This is a genomic window from Polyangium fumosum (assembly GCF_005144585.1).
In the GTDB taxonomy this organism is placed as follows: Bacteria; Myxococcota_A; Polyangia; order Polyangiales; family Polyangiaceae; genus Polyangium; species Polyangium fumosum.
In genome coordinates this window covers 290,834-307,300 of sequence record NZ_SSMQ01000003.1, presented here as the reverse complement: position 1 = coordinate 307,300, position 16,467 = coordinate 290,834, and the positions used below count along the sequence as shown (strand labels likewise).

Annotated in this window: 14 protein-coding genes; 5 read left to right on the top strand and 9 right to left on the bottom strand. The window is 69.0% G+C overall.

Annotated features, from left to right (window positions below; translation table 11 throughout):
• Nucleotides 1-1,244, bottom strand: a 1,244-nt coding sequence (locus E8A74_RS05155; RefSeq protein ID WP_170228868.1) for a DUF2169 family type VI secretion system accessory protein, incomplete at its 3' end; no start/stop codon positions are given.
• A gap of 166 nt (nucleotides 1,245-1,410) precedes the next feature.
• On the opposite strand from E8A74_RS05155, the gene E8A74_RS05150 reads away from it, so the two are divergent.
• Nucleotides 1,411-2,316: a hypothetical protein gene (locus E8A74_RS05150; protein WP_136927781.1), complete on the top strand. Its 906-nt coding sequence runs from the start codon at nucleotides 1,411-1,413 to the stop codon at nucleotides 2,314-2,316.
• A gap of 66 nt (nucleotides 2,317-2,382) precedes the next feature.
• Here E8A74_RS05150 and E8A74_RS05145 read toward each other — a convergent pair whose 3' ends face one another.
• Complete coding sequence (locus E8A74_RS05145) at nucleotides 2,383-3,684, bottom strand: matrixin family metalloprotease (protein ID WP_136927780.1); 1,302 nt, start codon at nucleotides 3,682-3,684, stop codon at nucleotides 2,383-2,385.
• 219 nt (nucleotides 3,685-3,903) lie between these two features.
• Nucleotides 3,904-5,196 carry a matrixin family metalloprotease gene (locus E8A74_RS05140; protein ID WP_170228867.1) on the bottom strand — a complete coding sequence of 431 codons (1,293 nt, stop codon included), beginning with the start codon at nucleotides 5,194-5,196 and terminating at the stop codon, nucleotides 3,904-3,906.
• A 1,134-nt stretch (nucleotides 5,197-6,330) separates the two neighbouring features.
• Here E8A74_RS05140 and E8A74_RS05135 point away from each other — a divergent pair.
• From E8A74_RS05135 to E8A74_RS05125, 3 genes are all read left to right on the top strand, one after another.
• Nucleotides 6,331-7,119 (top strand): hypothetical protein, encoded by a 789-nt coding sequence (locus tag E8A74_RS05135; RefSeq protein WP_136927778.1) that lies wholly within the window; start codon nucleotides 6,331-6,333, stop codon nucleotides 7,117-7,119.
• A gap of 2 nt (nucleotides 7,120-7,121) precedes the next feature.
• On the top strand, nucleotides 7,122-7,562 hold the full coding sequence (locus E8A74_RS05130) for a hypothetical protein (RefSeq protein ID WP_136927777.1): 441 nt from the start codon (nucleotides 7,122-7,124) through the stop codon (nucleotides 7,560-7,562).
• Between the two features lie 302 nt (nucleotides 7,563-7,864).
• Nucleotides 7,865-9,145, top strand: a complete 1,281-nt coding sequence (locus tag E8A74_RS05125; protein ID WP_232379379.1) for an AgmX/PglI C-terminal domain-containing protein — start codon at nucleotides 7,865-7,867, stop codon at nucleotides 9,143-9,145.
• A 35-nt stretch (nucleotides 9,146-9,180) separates the two neighbouring features.
• Here the strand turns inward: E8A74_RS05125 and E8A74_RS05120 are convergent, their stop codons facing one another.
• Together E8A74_RS05120 and E8A74_RS05115 are read right to left on the bottom strand one after the other, a co-directional pair.
• Nucleotides 9,181-9,696, bottom strand: a complete 516-nt coding sequence (locus E8A74_RS05120; protein ID WP_136927776.1) for a hypothetical protein — start codon at nucleotides 9,694-9,696, stop codon at nucleotides 9,181-9,183.
• A 404-nt stretch (nucleotides 9,697-10,100) separates the two neighbouring features.
• Nucleotides 10,101-10,454 carry a hypothetical protein gene (locus tag E8A74_RS05115; RefSeq protein ID WP_136927775.1) on the bottom strand — a complete coding sequence of 118 codons (354 nt, stop codon included), beginning with the start codon at nucleotides 10,452-10,454 and terminating at the stop codon, nucleotides 10,101-10,103.
• A 250-nt stretch (nucleotides 10,455-10,704) separates the two neighbouring features.
• On the opposite strand from E8A74_RS05115, the gene E8A74_RS05110 reads away from it, so the two are divergent.
• Nucleotides 10,705-11,379 (top strand): hypothetical protein, encoded by a 675-nt coding sequence (locus tag E8A74_RS05110; protein ID WP_136927774.1) that lies wholly within the window; start codon nucleotides 10,705-10,707, stop codon nucleotides 11,377-11,379.
• A 5-nt stretch (nucleotides 11,380-11,384) separates the two neighbouring features.
• Here the strand turns inward: E8A74_RS05110 and E8A74_RS05105 are convergent, their stop codons facing one another.
• From E8A74_RS05105 to E8A74_RS05090, 4 genes are all read right to left on the bottom strand, one after another.
• Complete coding sequence (locus tag E8A74_RS05105; RefSeq protein ID WP_136927773.1) at nucleotides 11,385-11,837, bottom strand: hypothetical protein; 453 nt, start codon at nucleotides 11,835-11,837, stop codon at nucleotides 11,385-11,387.
• 1 nt (nucleotide 11,838) lies between these two features.
• Nucleotides 11,839-15,291 (bottom strand): hypothetical protein, encoded by a 3,453-nt coding sequence (locus E8A74_RS05100; RefSeq protein WP_136927772.1) that lies wholly within the window; start codon nucleotides 15,289-15,291, stop codon nucleotides 11,839-11,841.
• 261 nt (nucleotides 15,292-15,552) lie between these two features.
• Nucleotides 15,553-16,089, bottom strand: a complete 537-nt coding sequence (locus E8A74_RS05095; protein WP_136927771.1) for a hypothetical protein — start codon at nucleotides 16,087-16,089, stop codon at nucleotides 15,553-15,555.
• Nucleotides 16,067-16,432, bottom strand: a complete 366-nt coding sequence (locus E8A74_RS05090) for a hypothetical protein (RefSeq protein WP_136927770.1) — start codon at nucleotides 16,430-16,432, stop codon at nucleotides 16,067-16,069. Before E8A74_RS05090 ends, E8A74_RS05095 begins: the two co-directional genes overlap by 23 nt.
• Nucleotides 16,433-16,467: the final 35 nt, after the last annotated feature.

The window sequence follows — 16,467 nt, the reverse complement described above, 5'->3', positions numbered from 1 at the left end:
GCGGGCGGCGGCGCGGCGGCCGGCGCGCTCAGCGACGAGGCCGGCGCGCTCAGGAAGGGGAGGCGCCCGCCGGACGCGGGAGGCCGGGCCGGCTCGGGCGCGGCGCCGGGCGTCGACTGGAAAGGCAAGACGCGCCCGGTCGCGCCCTGCGCGAGGCTCGGATCGGCGATCGTCTGGGCCGGCGGCGGCTTCAGCCGCGGGGCTTTCGCCTCGGCCTCTTCGCTCGGCGGGATCGATTTCTGCGGGCGCGGCGGCGCTTCGGGCGCGGCCGCGGCCTTCGAGGGCGGAGCGCTGTCGAGCCATACCTTCACCTCGCCCGGCTCGTCGCGCAGGCGGATGGGGATCTGCGCGCGGAACGTCAGCGTGCAGAGCAGCCGATCGGTGTCGATCCACAAGGTATCGGCGCGCATCGGCTGTGGGCCTTGCCCGCGGCCCTCGACCAGGAACACCGGCGCGAGGCCCGGCAGGCTCGTGACGAGCCGCGGCACGCTCGGGTGCAGGTTTTCGAGGAGGATGCGCGCGTTCGGGGGGATGAAATCGGTCTGCTGATCCGGCGGCGCAGCATTGAAGTAGCGGAAATCGAAGCCGTCGGGGATGTGTGATTCGTACCAGCGCTCGGGCAGGCTGCCGCGGGCGAGCGCGCCGAGCCGCTCGCGCCGCGCGGGCCACGCGGGCGCGAGCGGGCCGAACCCGACGGGCTCGACGAAATCGGAAGGGGCGCGGACCGTGACGCCCGGCCACGTGATGTTCGGGACGCGCACGCGCCCCATCGCGTCGGCCCATCCCGCGCGCACGCCGACCGGGTTCGCCGTGTCCGGCCCGCCGCCGGCCCGCTCGAAGACGAGCGGCATTCGCGTGAAGCGTTGCCCCTCGGCGAGGGAGCCGTCGGGCTGGAACCAGCGGTCCTGGGTGACCTCGATCGATTTGTCGACCTCGCCGACGAGGAGGCGCGCGACGACCGAGCGCGCGGGGACCTGCTGCGGCGCGTGCGCGGAGCCCACGAGGAGCACGTCTGCGCGTGGCTTGAAGGGGACGACGTCGCTCGGGACGCGCAGGCTGCGGTTCGTGTCGTCGTCCCAGTGCTCGTCGGCGGCGGCGATGTCTTCCGGGTCCTCCGCGAGCGGGGACGTGCCCGGCGCGAGGGAAAACGTCGCCTTGCAGACGACGGTGAACACCCACCCTTGCGCTCGATTCGGCCAGATCAACGACGCACAGGGGAACGGGGCATTCGAGACGATTTGCATTGGATCCCGCCTGCTCGAAGAGAAAAAGTAGTAGGCGAACGAGGGGGGCCTTGTCAACGCGACGTCGCGGACGCCGGCGTGTTCCAGGCGGAGCCCCCGTCCCTCGACCGATCGAGCGCGACGCGCTCTTGGCATCCTCGCCCGGTTTCTTGTAGGCTGGGGAACCATGAGCGGCCGGAATCATTTCTATCGAAGTGCTGCAATCCTCGGTCTTTGCCCCATTCCCGGCACACTCGGCGCGCACGCCGCGCAGGGCGACGTGTTCGCGTACGATCCCCCCGGGCTCGCGGTGACGTACATCAAGGGCCGCTTCACGAACCAGGATCTCGGCGTGGGGACGATCCGCTGGCGGGAGACCCCGGCGTCGACCAGTTACCTCACCGAGACCCACGTCACGGGCGACGTCATCACGTCCTCGTATGGCACCGACGTGTTCTCCGTGGTCACCGTGAAGGAGGACAATGGCACGATTCGCTCGACCGAGGTCGAGCAATCGTGGCAGGGCTGTTCCCTCACGCAGCGCGCGCGGCCGCTCGGCGGGTCGAATGCGCAATGGCTGACGCACGAGGGGACGTGGAACGGCCAGGTGTATGAGTACGTGCAGGAGCGGTACACACGCACCCGCGGCCAGAAGCAGGTCTTCTACGGCGCGCGGCAGCCCGATGGATCCTGGAACGAGTCGTATGTCTACAACGGGGTCGGCACGGACATCGACGAGACGTGGGGCGGCAACGCCGACGGGACGACCTGGATCAACTGGCTCATCAACTGGGGCGACGCGTACATCTATGGCAGCGACACGATGTACCTCGACGGCTCCCACCGCCGGACGATCGAGGAGGTCTTCGAGTCGTGCAGTGATGCGTACGACTTCACGATCGGTTATGACGGCTCGGGCGTGGGGACGAGCACGCGCTGCGAGGTGGTCTACCCCTATCCGGACGACCCCGAATGGTATGAGACCATTTATTCGAGTTGCACGATGAAGATCACGAACGGCGCGTGTTCGCGGACGTGTACGGACGGCGGCACGTATTCGTGCGAGTACGCCATGTCCTCGATCATTTACTGAAAGAGCGCCCCCCGCGGCGCCTCGATCGCCGCTCCTGGCACGCACCGAACTCGGCGGTCCGCGCCCTCAGTGGCAGCAGGTGTTGCTGGTCCAGGCCACGCCGCCGCCGTTCTTGTAAAGCACGAGGTTGCCGTCGTTCTGCACGGCCAGGTTGGCGTATTGGTTCGCCGTCGAATTCGAGTCCGTCTCCCACACCTTCTGGCCCGTGGACTTGTACATGACGAGGTTCCCGTCCTCCTGCAGGAGGACGCGGTCGGCGCCGTCGCCGTTCGTGTCCGATTCCCAGAGCGCGCTGCCGTTCTTGTAGAGCACGAGGTTGCCGTCGTTCTGGAAGATGAACTGGAAGCGGCCGTCGCACGACCAGACCGATTCGCCTTTCCCGAGCCCCTCGCCGGCATTCAGCCAGCCGCAGCCCGAGGGCGCGTTGTACGCGGCGTACCGCGACCAGATTCCCGCGTGATCGTCGGAGCTCAGGTAGACGTCCACGCCGCTGTAGGTCGGGTACATGACCGCGTAATCGTGGCTCGAATGGCCGAGGCCGAGGGCGTGCCCGAGCTCGTGCAGGGCCACGGTCTCGAAGTGGGTGCCCGACGACGAGGTCGACCACGACTCGGCGTCGTCGAAATGGATATCGCCGCCGATGCCGCTGCCCGGCGACCAGGCGTGCGCGAGCGTGCCGGACTTGCCGTCGAACGCATTGTCGCTGCCGTCCCCGTGGTCGCCCGTGTAGAAGCCGATCACGATGTTCCCGCCCGAAGTGACCTCCGTGAAGGTGAATTTCGTGACGGTGCTCCACCGGAGCATCGCGCTCTGGACCGCCGCGCGGATCGCCGATTGGCTCAGGTCCGAGGTGTAATTGTCGAAGCGGTACGAGAGCGCGGGCGAGGACCAGGTCCCTCCGAGGTGCGAATAGGGGGTTTCGATCTCGAAGGTCGGCACCACGCTGGGCGGATCGTAATAATCGGGGTGGCCGCAGCGAGGCATGTGCATGATTCGCTGCATCTCGGCGTCGACGATCCCGGTCACGGGCAGGCCGTGTTGCGCCTGGTAGAGCCGCACGCCCTCTTCGAGCGCCTCGTCGAAGCGCTCTGGATCGGCCGGCTCGCGCGAGACGGCGGGCGTCCAGTCGGCGTAATGCTCGGCGAGCTCCTCGTTCTGGTAATACCCGAACCGGCGCAGGTGCTCGTAGACCGCCCGCACCTCTTTGCCCTGCGCGCCGAGGCCGAGGCCCTCGGCGGCCATGGCGTTCTCGTCGCCGAGCGCCGTGACGTCGTCGGCCGCGCATCCGACGAGGGCGAGCGAGGCGGCCGCGGCGAGGGGCGCGAGGGAGAGAGCGAGGCGAGAATCGAAGCGGTTCGTCGAGGCCATGGGATCCATTCTCCGTGTGCGAGGGACGCGGACCCTTATCGCAACGGCCATGCCAGCTCGGCGGGGCCCGCCCACGCCGCGGCTATCTTGCTGAAAGGAATGATGTTTTGGTGGCTCGGCTTCGGGACGGAGGTCCTGGGCGCGGCGGGGTTGGCGGCTGCAACCTCCATGCTGGAGGCGGCAGCCGCCAACAGGCGCGGGGGGTGTTTGTGATTCGCCTCAGTGGCAGCAGGTCTTGCTGTTCCAGGCCACGCTGCCGTCGGACCGATAGATCACGACGTTGCCGTCGTTCTGCACGGTGAGATTGGCATAACGGCTCGCGGTGCTGTTCGAGCCCGTCGCCCACACGGGCTCGCCCGTGGACTTGTAGATGACGAGGTTTCCGTCCTCCTGCATGATCACGCGGTCCCCGCCGTCGCCGTTCGTGCCCGAGGCCCAGAGCGGCGAGCTGCCCATGTAAAGCACGAGGTTGCCGTCGCTCTGGTACTTGAGCTGAAAGCGGCCGTCGCACGACCAGACCGATTGCTCCGCCCCGAGCCCCTGTCCGGCATTCAGCCAGCCGCAGCCCGAGGGCGACGCATAGGAGGCGTAACGCGACCAGATGCCTGCGCGATCATCGTCCGCGAGCGAGGTGTCGTTGCCGGTGTAATACGCGTACATGGTCGCGTTCGAGACGGTCGAATGGCCGAGGCCGAGGGCGTGCCCGACCTCGTGCAGGGCGACGGTCTCGAGGAACGCGGACGACCACGACTCGGCGTCGTCGAAGTGCACGTCGCCGCCGAGGCCGCTGCCGGGCGAATAGGCGTGGGCGAGGACGCCGGACGAGCCGTCGAAGGCGCTGCTGCACCCATGGCTGCCCGTATAGAACCCGAACGAGATGTTCTCGCCCGAGCTCACCTCGGAGAAGCTGAAGGTCGAGGAGGAGGTCCACGAGAAGAGCGCGCTCTCGATCGCGGACCGGACCGAGGCCTGGGCGAAGTCCGAGGTATAATTCGCGAATTTATAGCTCAGGGCCGTGGACGACCAGGTCCCCCCGAAGTGCGTATAGGGGTTTTCGATGTCCAGGGTCGGCACGACGCTCGGCGGATCGTAATAATCGGGGTGGCTGCACCGGGGCATCTGCATGATCCGGTGCGTCTCGGCGTCGACGATCCCGGTCACGGGCAAGCCCTGCTGGGCTTGGTAGAGCCGCACGCCCTCTTCGAGCGCCTCGTCGAAGAGCTCCGGATCGGCCGGCTCGCGCGAGACGGCGGGGGTCCAATCCGGGTAATGCTCGGCGAGCTCCTCGTTCTGGAAGTACCCATAACGACGAAGATACTCGTACACCTTGCGCACGTCCGCGCCCCGCGCCCCGAGGCCGAGGCCCGCGGCGCCCTCGGCGGCCACGGCATCTTCGTCCCCGAGCGTGGTGACGTCATCGGCCGCGCATCCCACGAGGGCGAGCGAGGCGGCGGCGGCGAGGGGCGCGAGGAAAAGAGCGAGGCGAGAATCGAAGCGGTTCGTCGAGGCCATGGGATCCATTCTCCGTGTGCGAGGGACGCGGACCCCTATCGCAACGGGCATGCCAGGGCGGCGGAGGGGTGTGGCGTTGGGGCTATCTTGCGGGAAGGAAGGAGGTTTTCTGTTTCGGAGGGCGGCGGAGGGGTTCGGGGCGCGTCGGGACCTGGTGGTGCCAGCCTCCAGGGTTGGAGGTGGGAACCGCCAATGCAGCCGTCGGCGGGACGAAAAGGGGGCGGCGGGGCGTCACCCGGGTCCGCGCGCGTGGTGAAGCGGCCAGGTGAGGGCGGTTTGGGGCAAGGACGGGCGTGGCGGCGGCGAGGTGAGGCGTCACCTGGGTGAGGTCACGGCGTGCGCAGGGGTGGATCGGGGCGGCGGTGGCGCTTGCAGGGCGTGAGGGGCGGGAGGTGAGGGGGGAACCGGGCGGCGCGGGACGTGCGCGCGGGGAGGTGAGGGCTGGGGTGGGGGATTTTTGGGCGGCGCGGGGGTGGGTGAGGGGTGGCTCCATCGATGGGGGTCGGAGGGCCACCCCGGGCACGGAGTTCCAGGAGGCAAGCTCTGGTTTGCTTCGCCTTGTCGCCAGCCGATCCAATACGTTCGACTGCTTTTACATGACGCTGAAGACCGCATGTAACTTGCGCACGCCGCTCGCGCGCGATGACGTGGGGAGACCGTGCTGTGAGGGGGAAGCCGGGGTGGACGCAGGGGGACTCGAGGAGACGAGTGCTGAAAAAGCTGGTCATTTTCTTGCGCGCGGTCATGAGTTCTTAATCGCCTTGGCCCATTAAAAGTGGTAGGCTCGGGGCGACCCCAGACGGGAAGGCTCCTCCATGTTTACGTTCGAGCGTAAGCGCCAGCCATCGACAGCACAGTCTCCTGCTGCCCCGAAGCCTGCGCCCCAGCGCCCGGCGCAGGCGCGCCCCGTGAAGCCCGGCGTACCCACGCTCGGTCGTGTTCCCTGGTCACGCGTCGGGCACATGGACTCGCAGCCAGACATGGAGGCCGGAGCGTCTCCGCCTGCCGCGCCTCGTCTCCAATTCGATTTCTCCCGCGTCCCCATCGTCTCACCGCCGGTCCAGCGCAAGGCGACCGTCGGTTCCTCAGAGCCAGTTCCAGAAGCTGGCGACCATCCTGAGCGACTGGGGAGACATGAACTATCTCGAGCGCGTGCTCGGCCTGAACCCCTCCGCCGACGTGGACCACCAGAAGCTGGATGACATCCTCGCCGACTCCAAGCTCACGTCCCTCGCCCCCGGCAAGATCGCGCAGATCTTCTGGTATGCTCGCACCAAGTACATCCAAGCCGGCGAGACGAAGAGCGGCACGGTCAACCATGCATTTCTCATCGGGCGCCTGAAGTCGGGCAACTGGTTCCTGTCCGATCAGGGGCAGAAACCCGCCTTCACGCTGGAGCAGCCGGATTTGCCGTCTCTGATCAAGGAGCTCAAGAAGGCCGCGAGCGAGGGGCGATCGTGGCTCGACACCTCCCCCACCGCCACCAGGCAACTGCTGACGTTCGCGGGCATCCGCATCATCGGCTCGCCCGCCGATATGCAGAAGAGCCTGGAGCAAGGCCAGAAGGATATGGTCCCGGCCGGAAAATTCCTTGCCGAGGTGGACACCGGCTCGATCACGCCCGGGGAGAAGATCAATGCGAAGGCCTTTGTCGGGTCCGTAACGGGCACCGATCCCACCGCGGCGAGGTCGCTTTTCGCGGGCCAGAGCGACTCCGGGTTCCTGATCGGAGAGATGCCCGTGGGCATCTACAACGTGTACACGACCACCGAGCTGTTCTTCGAGGCCAACCTGAGGGGCAACATCGACGTGGCGGACTCCTCGAAAGGACTGCTCGTGGCGAGCCCGCCCATCTTCGAGCACGCGTGGCTCCAGCTCGCCTGCTCCAAGGTGTGGGCCGCGAACCTGCTCAAGGTGTACTGAAGATGAAGGGCCAGGAGACGACGCGCGCCGCATTGATTTCTCTCGCCGCCGGCGCCATCGCCGGTCTCCTCGTGCACGGCGAGGCTCGCGCCGACGTCGCCCCGCGCGACCCCGCGGACCCTTGCCTGCTGGAGAAGCAGTGCCCCGATGGCGGCTTCGAGGCCCCGCTGGAGGAGGACCTGCGAGAGTTCGATCGCCGGCAGGCCAGCGCAGGCTTCGAGCGCCGGTGTGTCCGTGTCGTCCCCGCGCACCTCAAGGCCAGCGGCCCGGTCTCGGAGACAAAGGTGGCCGTTATGTGCCGCAAACAGCAGGAGCGCACTCGCTCCGGCTGCGCGACAGCCCCGAGCGGGGCTGGCTCGTCCGCCGCCTGGACGCTCCTCGCGCTCGGCGCGCTCGCGCTGTCCACCCGGCGCCGCTTGAACGTGCTTCCGGAGGCCCGCTGATTTCGCGCTGATCCCGCGCATCACCCCAGGCACCAAGGTCGTGGAGGTGCGGAGGCGGGAGCAGAAGCGGGGGCGGGAGCGGGAGCCTGCTCCCGACCGGAATGCAGCTCGCGGATGGCGCCGGTCTACATGCCCGGGCACGGTGCTCCAGCAGGGCAGGGACGGTCTCACGGGCGAGGTCGGCGGCTTGTTCGGCGTCGGCACCGTAGATCCGCTTCGTGCAGGGCTCGTCGAAGCTCTCCTTGCCACCCAGCGGCTCCTGAGGAACCCTGCGCGGCTCACAGATGAAGATCACAAGGGTCATGAACGTCGTCCGCTGCTCGAACCGGGGCGCCGCGAATCCACAGCGGTTCGCGGCGCTCGCATGGGCTGCCTGGGTCGTCGGTTGCACGCAAGCACCACCGCAAGCGCCGCCGCAAGCGCCGCCGCAGGCGCGACAGGAGGCGGTGTCTCCCTCACCTGCCACCGCTGCGGCGCCGCCGCCTGTGGCCGCCGAGGTTCAGGTCGAGGGGCCGCGCATTCGCGTCGCCTTGAAGGAAATTCGCGTCGACGACGCGGCCGTATCTTGGGACCCCGCGCTCCTTCGAGACCGGCTCCAGAAGATCGATCCCCTCTTCGAGGCGCTGCGCGAGCTTCACAAGCCCGGAATCGACCGGCTTGCTTCTGGCGAATGTGTCTTCCAGGTCGAGCCCGACGTCCCCTTCACGGCCGCGGCCAGCGCCATCATGACAAGCGCGTTTGCAGGCTGCCCAGTGGCATGGGTGTCGACCAGCTCGGGGTGGCTGAAGTTGCGGACGCCCCCTCTGCTGCCTCCCGGCACGCCGCTTCCGGCGCCCGAAAGCAGAGTTCCCTCGCGCCGGCAGAGCGCGCTGCACATCGGCCCGAAGGAGCTCGAGCTCACGGTCTTCGCGGTCGTGCCGCCCGCCTCCGGCGCGGGCCGAGAGCAGCTCGAAAAAATCGCGAATCGGACGGTCGAGCGTGGGACGTCGGCGGCCCGCGAGCTCGGCAGCGCGCTCGTCGGGGCTTGCCAGCAGGCGCCGCGTCCCTGTCCCGCAGGCCTGTGGTTGACCGCGGATGCGGACGTGCTCTTCAGCGAGGCCACGCGCGCGCTCGGGGCGATCGTCGATGCGCAGAAGGCAGCTCCCGCCGCGGGTGGTGGGGCCGCGGAGGTCTTGGTGAGCTTTCAGTCCCGTGGCACCGGGCCCATCGATCAGCGCCCGCCTGCCATTCGGCTCGGAAACCTCCAGGTCTCCGGCCGCCTCCCACCGGGGGAGATCCAGCGCATCGTTCGGATGAACTTCGGCACATTCCGGGCCTGCTACCAGGAGGGGTTGAAGCGGAATCCCGACCTGGAAGGGCGCTTTGGTGTGCTTTTCGTGATCGGAAAGGACGGCCGCGTCACGAAGGCCGGTGCACGCCCGGACCCAACCGCGGAGTTCGCGACCGAGAGAGCGGAGCCGCTGTTGCCAGATGAAAAGGTCGTCGCGTGCGTCGTCGGGGCGTTCGAGAAGCTCGTTTTTCCTGCGCCGGAGGGGGGGACCGTGACCGTGATGTATCCCATCCAATTCTCTCCGGGAAGCTGAGCGGGCAAAGGCCTGCCCAGGGCGAGCGTGATCGTTCAGGGGTCGGAGCTGGGGAGGGCGAGCGCGTCTTCGAGATCCCGGCACGCGTGCAGGCTCCAGACGAACCACATCATCGAGCCGCCCGCCTGGACCACGTCCCACACGGCGACGGACTTGCCGAGCATTTCGTTGTGCTCGCCGCCGAGGCAGGTCTTTTCCTTGGGTTTGTGTACCTCGTCGAGCTTGGTTCGATCCGCGCCCCAGGCCTCGAAGGTCGGGATGTCGTCGCCGCGGTGCTTCTCCCGGCACAGGGCGATGGCCTTCGCCGTCGCCTGGTAGGTCCATGCCTCGATGCTGTAGAACGGCACGCACTCGATGATACGCCCGAGCTTCTGTGCGATTTCGTCAGGGGAGCGCCGCGCGCCGGAGAGCACCTGCGCGACGCGGTTGCGGATCTCCCGATCGAACTGCTCGCGTGTTTTCGCCTCGGCTCTGCGGGCCCACGTCGTGTCGCCGTCGTAGTGGAAGATGACGAAGCCGCCGGGCTCGGGTGCACTTCGGGATTGATCCACCCGAGCACCAATCCAAGAAACACCCCCGCCGCGCCCACGCCGAGCGCCGTCGTCGCGACCCGCACGTCGACCGTTGCTTTCTCGCGGAGCGAGAAGGAGCAGCTGGGCGTCACCCAGGTCCGTGCCCGTGGTGAAGCCGCCAGGTGAGCCCAGTTCGAGGCAGGGACGGGCGTGGCAGCGTTAGGGCGAGGCGGCGGGAGGCGAGGGGGAACCGGGCGGCGCGGGAGGTGCGCGGGGGGAGGTGCGGGGAGATTCTGACGGTGCACGTTATGTACCCGGAGACGTGAGGGCGGAGGGCGATCTGCCCAGTCTTCGTCCACCCCTCCGGTGGGTTGATAGCTATGATTGGACCATCGTGAGCCAACAACCGCTTGCCGGCGGCCCGTTGCAGCTGAAGTCGTCCTTTATTCCGCTACGAGTTCTCGAATCTTCTCGACGATCGCAGAGTAATCCACGCCCCCATCAGCAAACTGTTCAGCCAGCTTAGAGTCGTTCTGCTGGCCCGGTGTCAGCACAGTGGTGATGAAGTCTCCTACCGGAGTGCCATGCTTGTACAAGCGAACCTGCTCGTGTTGGTAAGTGGGAAGCTCCTGGGGGATGTGCCCGAGGCCCATGCCAGCAAGCGCGCTTTTTATTTGCCCTCGAACGTGCACACCCAACTTGCCGGCGCCCTGGGCGCCACGCAGTTCTTCCATTGTGATCGTCAGGACGTTGCCGTTTTTCTCGACGCGTTCTTTGATCTCATCCCAAGTCGACATCAGACCCTCATGGATACAAGTGCCAGGAAGACGCTATCAGACCATCCTGTCGCATCTCCTGACATCCCTACCATCCCACCCTACAGTGTGCGAGGCAACTCTGCGTTTCGCCAATTGTCGGGCTGGCCAAGTTGGTGTCTCCGTGGGCCAGTCTGACGCCGTCGAACTTGTACTTCCCGCCCAAGCTCCCGCCTCGCGGGCGGTCAGACGCATGCTCCTTCCGTCCCCTTACCCCACCTGGAGGTATCTCATGCGCAAAATCCCCCTGTCGCACGGCATGATCACGTTCCTCGACGAGCTCGAATACTCCGAGGCCGGCCTCGCCGCCGACCCCGAAGCCGCCCACCTCGCCGCGCCCTTCCACGATGCGATCGCCAAATGGGAGTCGCTCTTCAAAAAGGAGCGCGAAGGCCGACGAGACGTGACGCGCGCCGAAGCCGTCGTCGCCGTGCGGAACGCGGGGCTCGACGGGCTGACCACGCGCTTCGCCGCGGCCACGCGCGCGTTCGCCGCGCCGCTGCTCGGCAAGATGTTTAGGGATGCCACGCCCGGGCAGTTCATTCGCCAGGCGCTCCGCGTGCAATGCGAGAAGACCCGCGACGTGATCCTGACCGAGATCGGGAAGCTCGAACCAGGCCATGGGCTCGCGGTGTTCGGGCCGCAGCTCGACGCCTCCGTGGGCGCCGCCTTCAGCGCCCTCGACGTGCGCGCGAAAACCAAGGGGAATCGGCAGGTCGTCGCCAACGAGACCGATGAATGGAAGGAAGGCGTCAACGCCCTGCGCACCACGACCTACGCCGAGCTGCTCAAGATCGCCGTGATGAACAAATACCCGAAGTCGTGGGTCGAGTCGTTTTTTCGCGCCGCCGCCGCAGACGTCGCCGAGGACGAAGCCGATCCCGAGGTCGCCACGTCCCCCGGCTGATCCCGTCAGAACCGCCCCATCACCACAATCCCCTGCATCGTCCCGCCCACGACCGGCGCCACGGTGACCTTCACCGGCGCCGGGCTCGGGTGCGCTTCGGGATTGATCCACCCGAGCACCAATCCAAGAAACACCCCCGCCGCGCCCACGCCGAGCGCCGTCGTCGCGACCCGCCCGTCGGTCGTCGCTTTCCCGCGGAGCGCATACCCCTCGGCGTCGCATTGGTTCGGATCCGACGTGAGGCAATGGTACTTCAACGCCGCATTCGCCTCGTCCGAGCGAGCCGCATACACCGCGCCCGCCACAATGGCGCCCACGCTCGTGGTCATGACGATCGCCGCCGCGACGCGGGGACCCGTCCAGAAGGGGGCCGGCGGGGGCGGCGGCGCCGCGGGGGGTTCGGCCCAGGCGATCGAGGGGAGCACGAGAGCGGCCAGGAAAAAGGGCAGGGAGCGCATGTCAGAGGTCGAAGAGCTCGTCGTCCTCAGCCGCGTCTTCCTCGGCGAGGAGAGCCTCCGCGTGCTTGGCGACCGATTCGAAGAATTTTTGCTCGGGGGATTTGGGGGGCAATCGGGACGCGGCCTCCCGGGCCTGCGAGCGCAGGAGCGTCTCGCTGCGATCCGCCCGGCCGCCCGAGCGAGGCCGCGCCTGGCCCGTGACGACCGAGAAGAGCGCGCTCCGGACGCGCTCGAAGCAGCCCTCGCCGGCCGCGTGCGCCCGCCGGAGGAGCGTCGCGACGAGCTCGAGGTGCGCGAAGAGGAAGGTGGGCGGCGCCTCTTCGAGGAGCGCGGAGATCGCTTCGAGCTCGCTCTCGCCGCCGTCCTGCACCCACTCGGAGAGGACTTCGACCGTGGGTAAGGCGAAGGAGCGCGAGGCGTCGTGGAAGAGGCGCGCGGCGTGGAAACGGACCCAGCCGATGCGGGCCCGCGCGAGGTGGCGGACGCGGCGCAAGAGCGAGAGCCACTCCGGCGAGCGCGCGAGGCCCGCGAGGATCGCCGAGAGGCCCTCCGGCGGGAGCGGCTCGTACTCCTCCGCCCCCGCGACGGCCCCGGACGCGGCGCGCGCGATGCGCTCGATGAAGAGGCCCGCGACGTCCTCCGGCAGGCGTTTGCCGGCGTGGTGGAGGAACCGCATCGTGGAGTGGCCGTCGAGGCTGCGGGCCGCGCCGAGGCGCGTGAGGAAGAGGATGATCTCCTCTTCGGAGAGCGCGCCCTCGGAGAAGAGGCCACCCGCGTCGAGGGCGCCGAAGAGGGCCTCGGCGACCTCGGGGCCCTCGGAGAGGTCAACGCCGACCGCGAGCTCGACCGCGTCGCGCGGGGAGGATTTGGCGAGGGTGCGGAGCGCGCCGAGCGCCGCGCGGCGGACGAAGCCGTCGCGGTGTCCGAGGAGGTGGCGGAGCGCTTCGCGATCACCGGGCAGGGGCTTTTCGACCCAGCGATGGAAGACCTGCGCGAGCGAGGCGCAGAGCGTGGGGTTGCCGCCCGTGACGATGGTGTCGACGAGGGCCTCGGCGCGATCGGGCGCGGCCTCGCGGAGCGCATGGAGCAAGGAGGCGACGTGCGGGCCGAGCGGGCTCTCGGGCGCGCCCATGATGGCCTCGCAGATCGCTGCGGCCGCCACCGGATGCTTGCGGGAGAGGACATGCAGGAGGAGGCGCGGCGAGCCGGACTTGCCCGCGAGCGCGAGGGCTTCGAGCGCCGCGCCGAGCCACTCGGCCGTCTGCGCAGGCGGGTGGCCCTCGGCGAGCATCTCGTCGACGACGGCGCGACACGCGTCGGCCGAGCGTCGCTCCACGCCGCCCCGATCGACCTCGCCCGAGCCCGGGATCTCGCTCGCCGGCAGGTCGATCATGCCGCGCTGCGCGGGCGAGCGTTGCGTGAGGGCCTCGTAGAGCCTGCGCTCGGCCGAGGTCGGGACGGCGCCGAGGGCGGTCTCGGCCGCCGCGCGCACCTCGGAGGAGGTGGCGCGCCGGGCCGCGCGCCGGAGCGCGTCGGCGACCGCGAAATGGACGAGCGGATCGGCGGAGGTGTTCGCGGCGGCGCCGAGCATCGCGAGGATGTCGAGCCGCTCTTCGTCACGCCATCCGGGCTCCATCCGATCGCCGAGTGAACCCCCGGAGCCGTCGGAGAGGACCCGTTCGAGGCCGCTGATGCCCGAGAGGGCGGCGCGTCGCTTCGGCGATTTCGCGCAGCCCGCGAGCGCGGCGAGGGCCTGCGTGCGCAGGGCGCGGCGGCGCTCTTCGGAGGGGCCGGCGTCGACGGCGCCGTCGGAGAGGAAGGTGTCGATCACGTCGAGCGGCGAGTGCTTGTGCTCGTGCGCGTCGTCCGCGAGGAGCCAGCGATCGACGGCTTCGAGCAAGGCCTCGTGGACCCCCGCCGGGCGCGCGGACGCGCGCGACGCGAGCTCGCGGAGGACACGCATGGGATGGTCGGGGTGCGGGCTCTGGAGGCGGAGGTCGTCGCGGCCGAGCTGCCAGAGGAGGTCGGCCGCGCGGGGGAGGTGCGCGAGGTGCAGGCCCACGCGGCGCAGGATCGCGGGCAACTCGTAGAGGACGGACGCGGCGGAGAAGAGGGCACCCGGGCCCCGCGCGGCCTCGGTGAGCGCAGGCGAACGGAGGACCGCCGTGGCGAGTTCGAGCATCGCGGCCGGGTGATCCGAGGAGAGCTCGCGCAGGCCCGTGAGCAGGCGGCATCGATCCGCCGCCGAGGCCGCTTCGACGCTCTCGCGCACGTGGCGGAAGAGCGCGGCGACGATCTCGGCGGACGCGCCCTCCGGGATGGAGGGGCCGTCGAGCTCGCCGGCGTTGCGGATGAGCGGGACGATGGCCTGGGCGCCGAAGCGCGCTTCGAGCCCGCGCACGCGCTCGTCGAGCGAGCCCGTGAGCCCGCCCGTGGCGAAGGGGCCGGCGAGCGCGCGGTGGAGCGCGTGGTCCGAGAGGGCACCCGGGACGACACGCGCGCCGTGCGGGCCACGCTCGACGACGCCCGCGGCTTCGAGCGCGCGGAGCGCCGAGACGAGGTCACGACGGCGGCAGCCGAGCAGATCTCCCGCGCCCTGGAGGAAGCGCTCGTCCGAGGTGCGCACCGGCGCGAGGAGCGCGACGAGCGCGAGGACACCGGCGAGGAGCTTGGGGTCGCCCGCGGCGGCGGAGCGAAGGAGCAAGAGTTCGTGGCCACGATCGAACGCGCAGGCCGCGAGCTCACCCTTGCCGAGTGCGACCGGATGGATGGCGCCCTCCTGCATGAGCCGGCCGGCCAGCGCGATCACGAACGGATGTCCCTCGGCCTGCTCGGCGAGGCGCGCGCCATGCGCCTCCCCCTCGTCGCCGAGCACGTGCCGCGCGGCCGCCTCCGCCTCGCTCGGGGCGAGCGCGCCGAGCTCGGGGAGCACGCGCACCACGTCCGACGAGAGGCCGACCTGCGCGAAGAGCGCCGAGAGGCGCGGCAGGCCCGCGGGGCGCGTCGTCAAGATGAAGCGCACGTCGCGGCGATCGAGCGCCATGGGCAGGAGCGTCGCGGGCGCAGCTTTGCGGCCCGCGTCGTCGATCACGAGGAGACACGGGCCTGGCGGCAGGCGCGTGGTGGGGGGCGCGCCGGCGACGGCGACGTCGGTCGCGAAGCGCAACATGGTGCCGATCCGCTGCGCGGCGAGGGCGTCGGCGAGCGCGGAGAGCAGGCTCGTCTTGCCGGTGCCCGTGCGCCCGGGGAGCACGGCGACACGCGCCGGGCCGCGTGCGCTAGCGAAGTCGACGAGCGCCGCGAGGATCTCGGCGCGCCCGCCGAAGGGCAGCGCTTCCTGGAAGGGGCGGCCCGCGGCGAGCGCGCCGCCTTCGAACTCGCTCGGGCCGAAGAGCGCCACGCCGTGCTCGACGTGGGCGTCCGGAGGAGTGGGGAAGCCGAGGGTCGTCTCCATGGAAATCGAGCGCGCCGCGGGGCGGGCGCGCGAAGCCTACCACGGGGGGCGGCTCGGCCGGCGAGGGACAAAAAGCCGGATCCGTACAGAGCACGGATTGGGTGGGCTGCTCGGACGCACGGGCCCCGTCGTGGTCGCCTCCGTTACGACAACCACGACGAGCGCTGGAGTGACGTCACGCACGCGGCGCTTGCGTTCCGACGCGCCGACGCTGAGCGCCACTGCGGGTGGCGCTGGTCGGCGGAGGCAAGTAGCGCCTGCTTATTTCGGGGTGCGCGCGAAGCGCTTGAGCTCTTCGTTCACTTCCTTGAGCAGATGCGTCACCGCAGCGAGGGCGCCCATCTGGTTGCCCTGATACGTGTCCCACGCGCTGAAGTCGGCAGGCGCGATGTACGTGTGGTCCTGGAGGAAGGGATAGCGGTAGCTTACGTCGTTCGGCCTCTTGCTGGGTTTCGTTGCATCGATCCTCAGCAGCAAATCCGCGTTGTCGACGCGCTTGTTCAGGAAGGTTTCGATCCTCCGGCGGAAGTTGAAGAGGGCTTTGGACAGCGTAGATTCAGACTCTCCCAGGCTCTTCAAGGGTGAGTGCTGCCCGAGGAAGAGCCTGTCAAACTCGCGCATCTCGTCGTCAGCCCCGTCCCACAGCATCAAAGCCAGGGCCTTGATGGCCTTCTCGTAGCTCTGCTGAATGAGGTAGCGCCGGTGGCACTCGGCCAAGGCGTCTGTGTCTGCCTTTGCGGCAGCTAGATCCGCCCCGGCTTGTCGGATCCAAGCTCTAACTTGCGCGGGCGTTGCCATGGCTCAGAAGTCCGCGCGCCAACGCCACGAGCGCTACCCCGGCGTCCTCGCCGTACAGGACATCACCTGCCGCGACGGCTCGCGCCAGGGTGAGGTCTTTGCGAAGGGCTTTCTCGATGTCCGCTCGGTTCACCCCGATGAGGTGGAGGGGATACCTGAAGTCTCGCGCCGCTGTGAACACGATGGGGCGCTCCGGATGGTCGTCGCTCCCCATCGAGGGGATCACTTCCACGAGCCACGCGATGCTTTGATCTTCTTGCCGGATCCAGATTGCGGTTTCCATCGGATCGTCGAGCTTCGCGTGCGCTTCGACCAGCTCCAACATCTCGTCGCGTGTCGGCATGCGGGCAACCTAGCACGCGACGTGTTGCATGACCC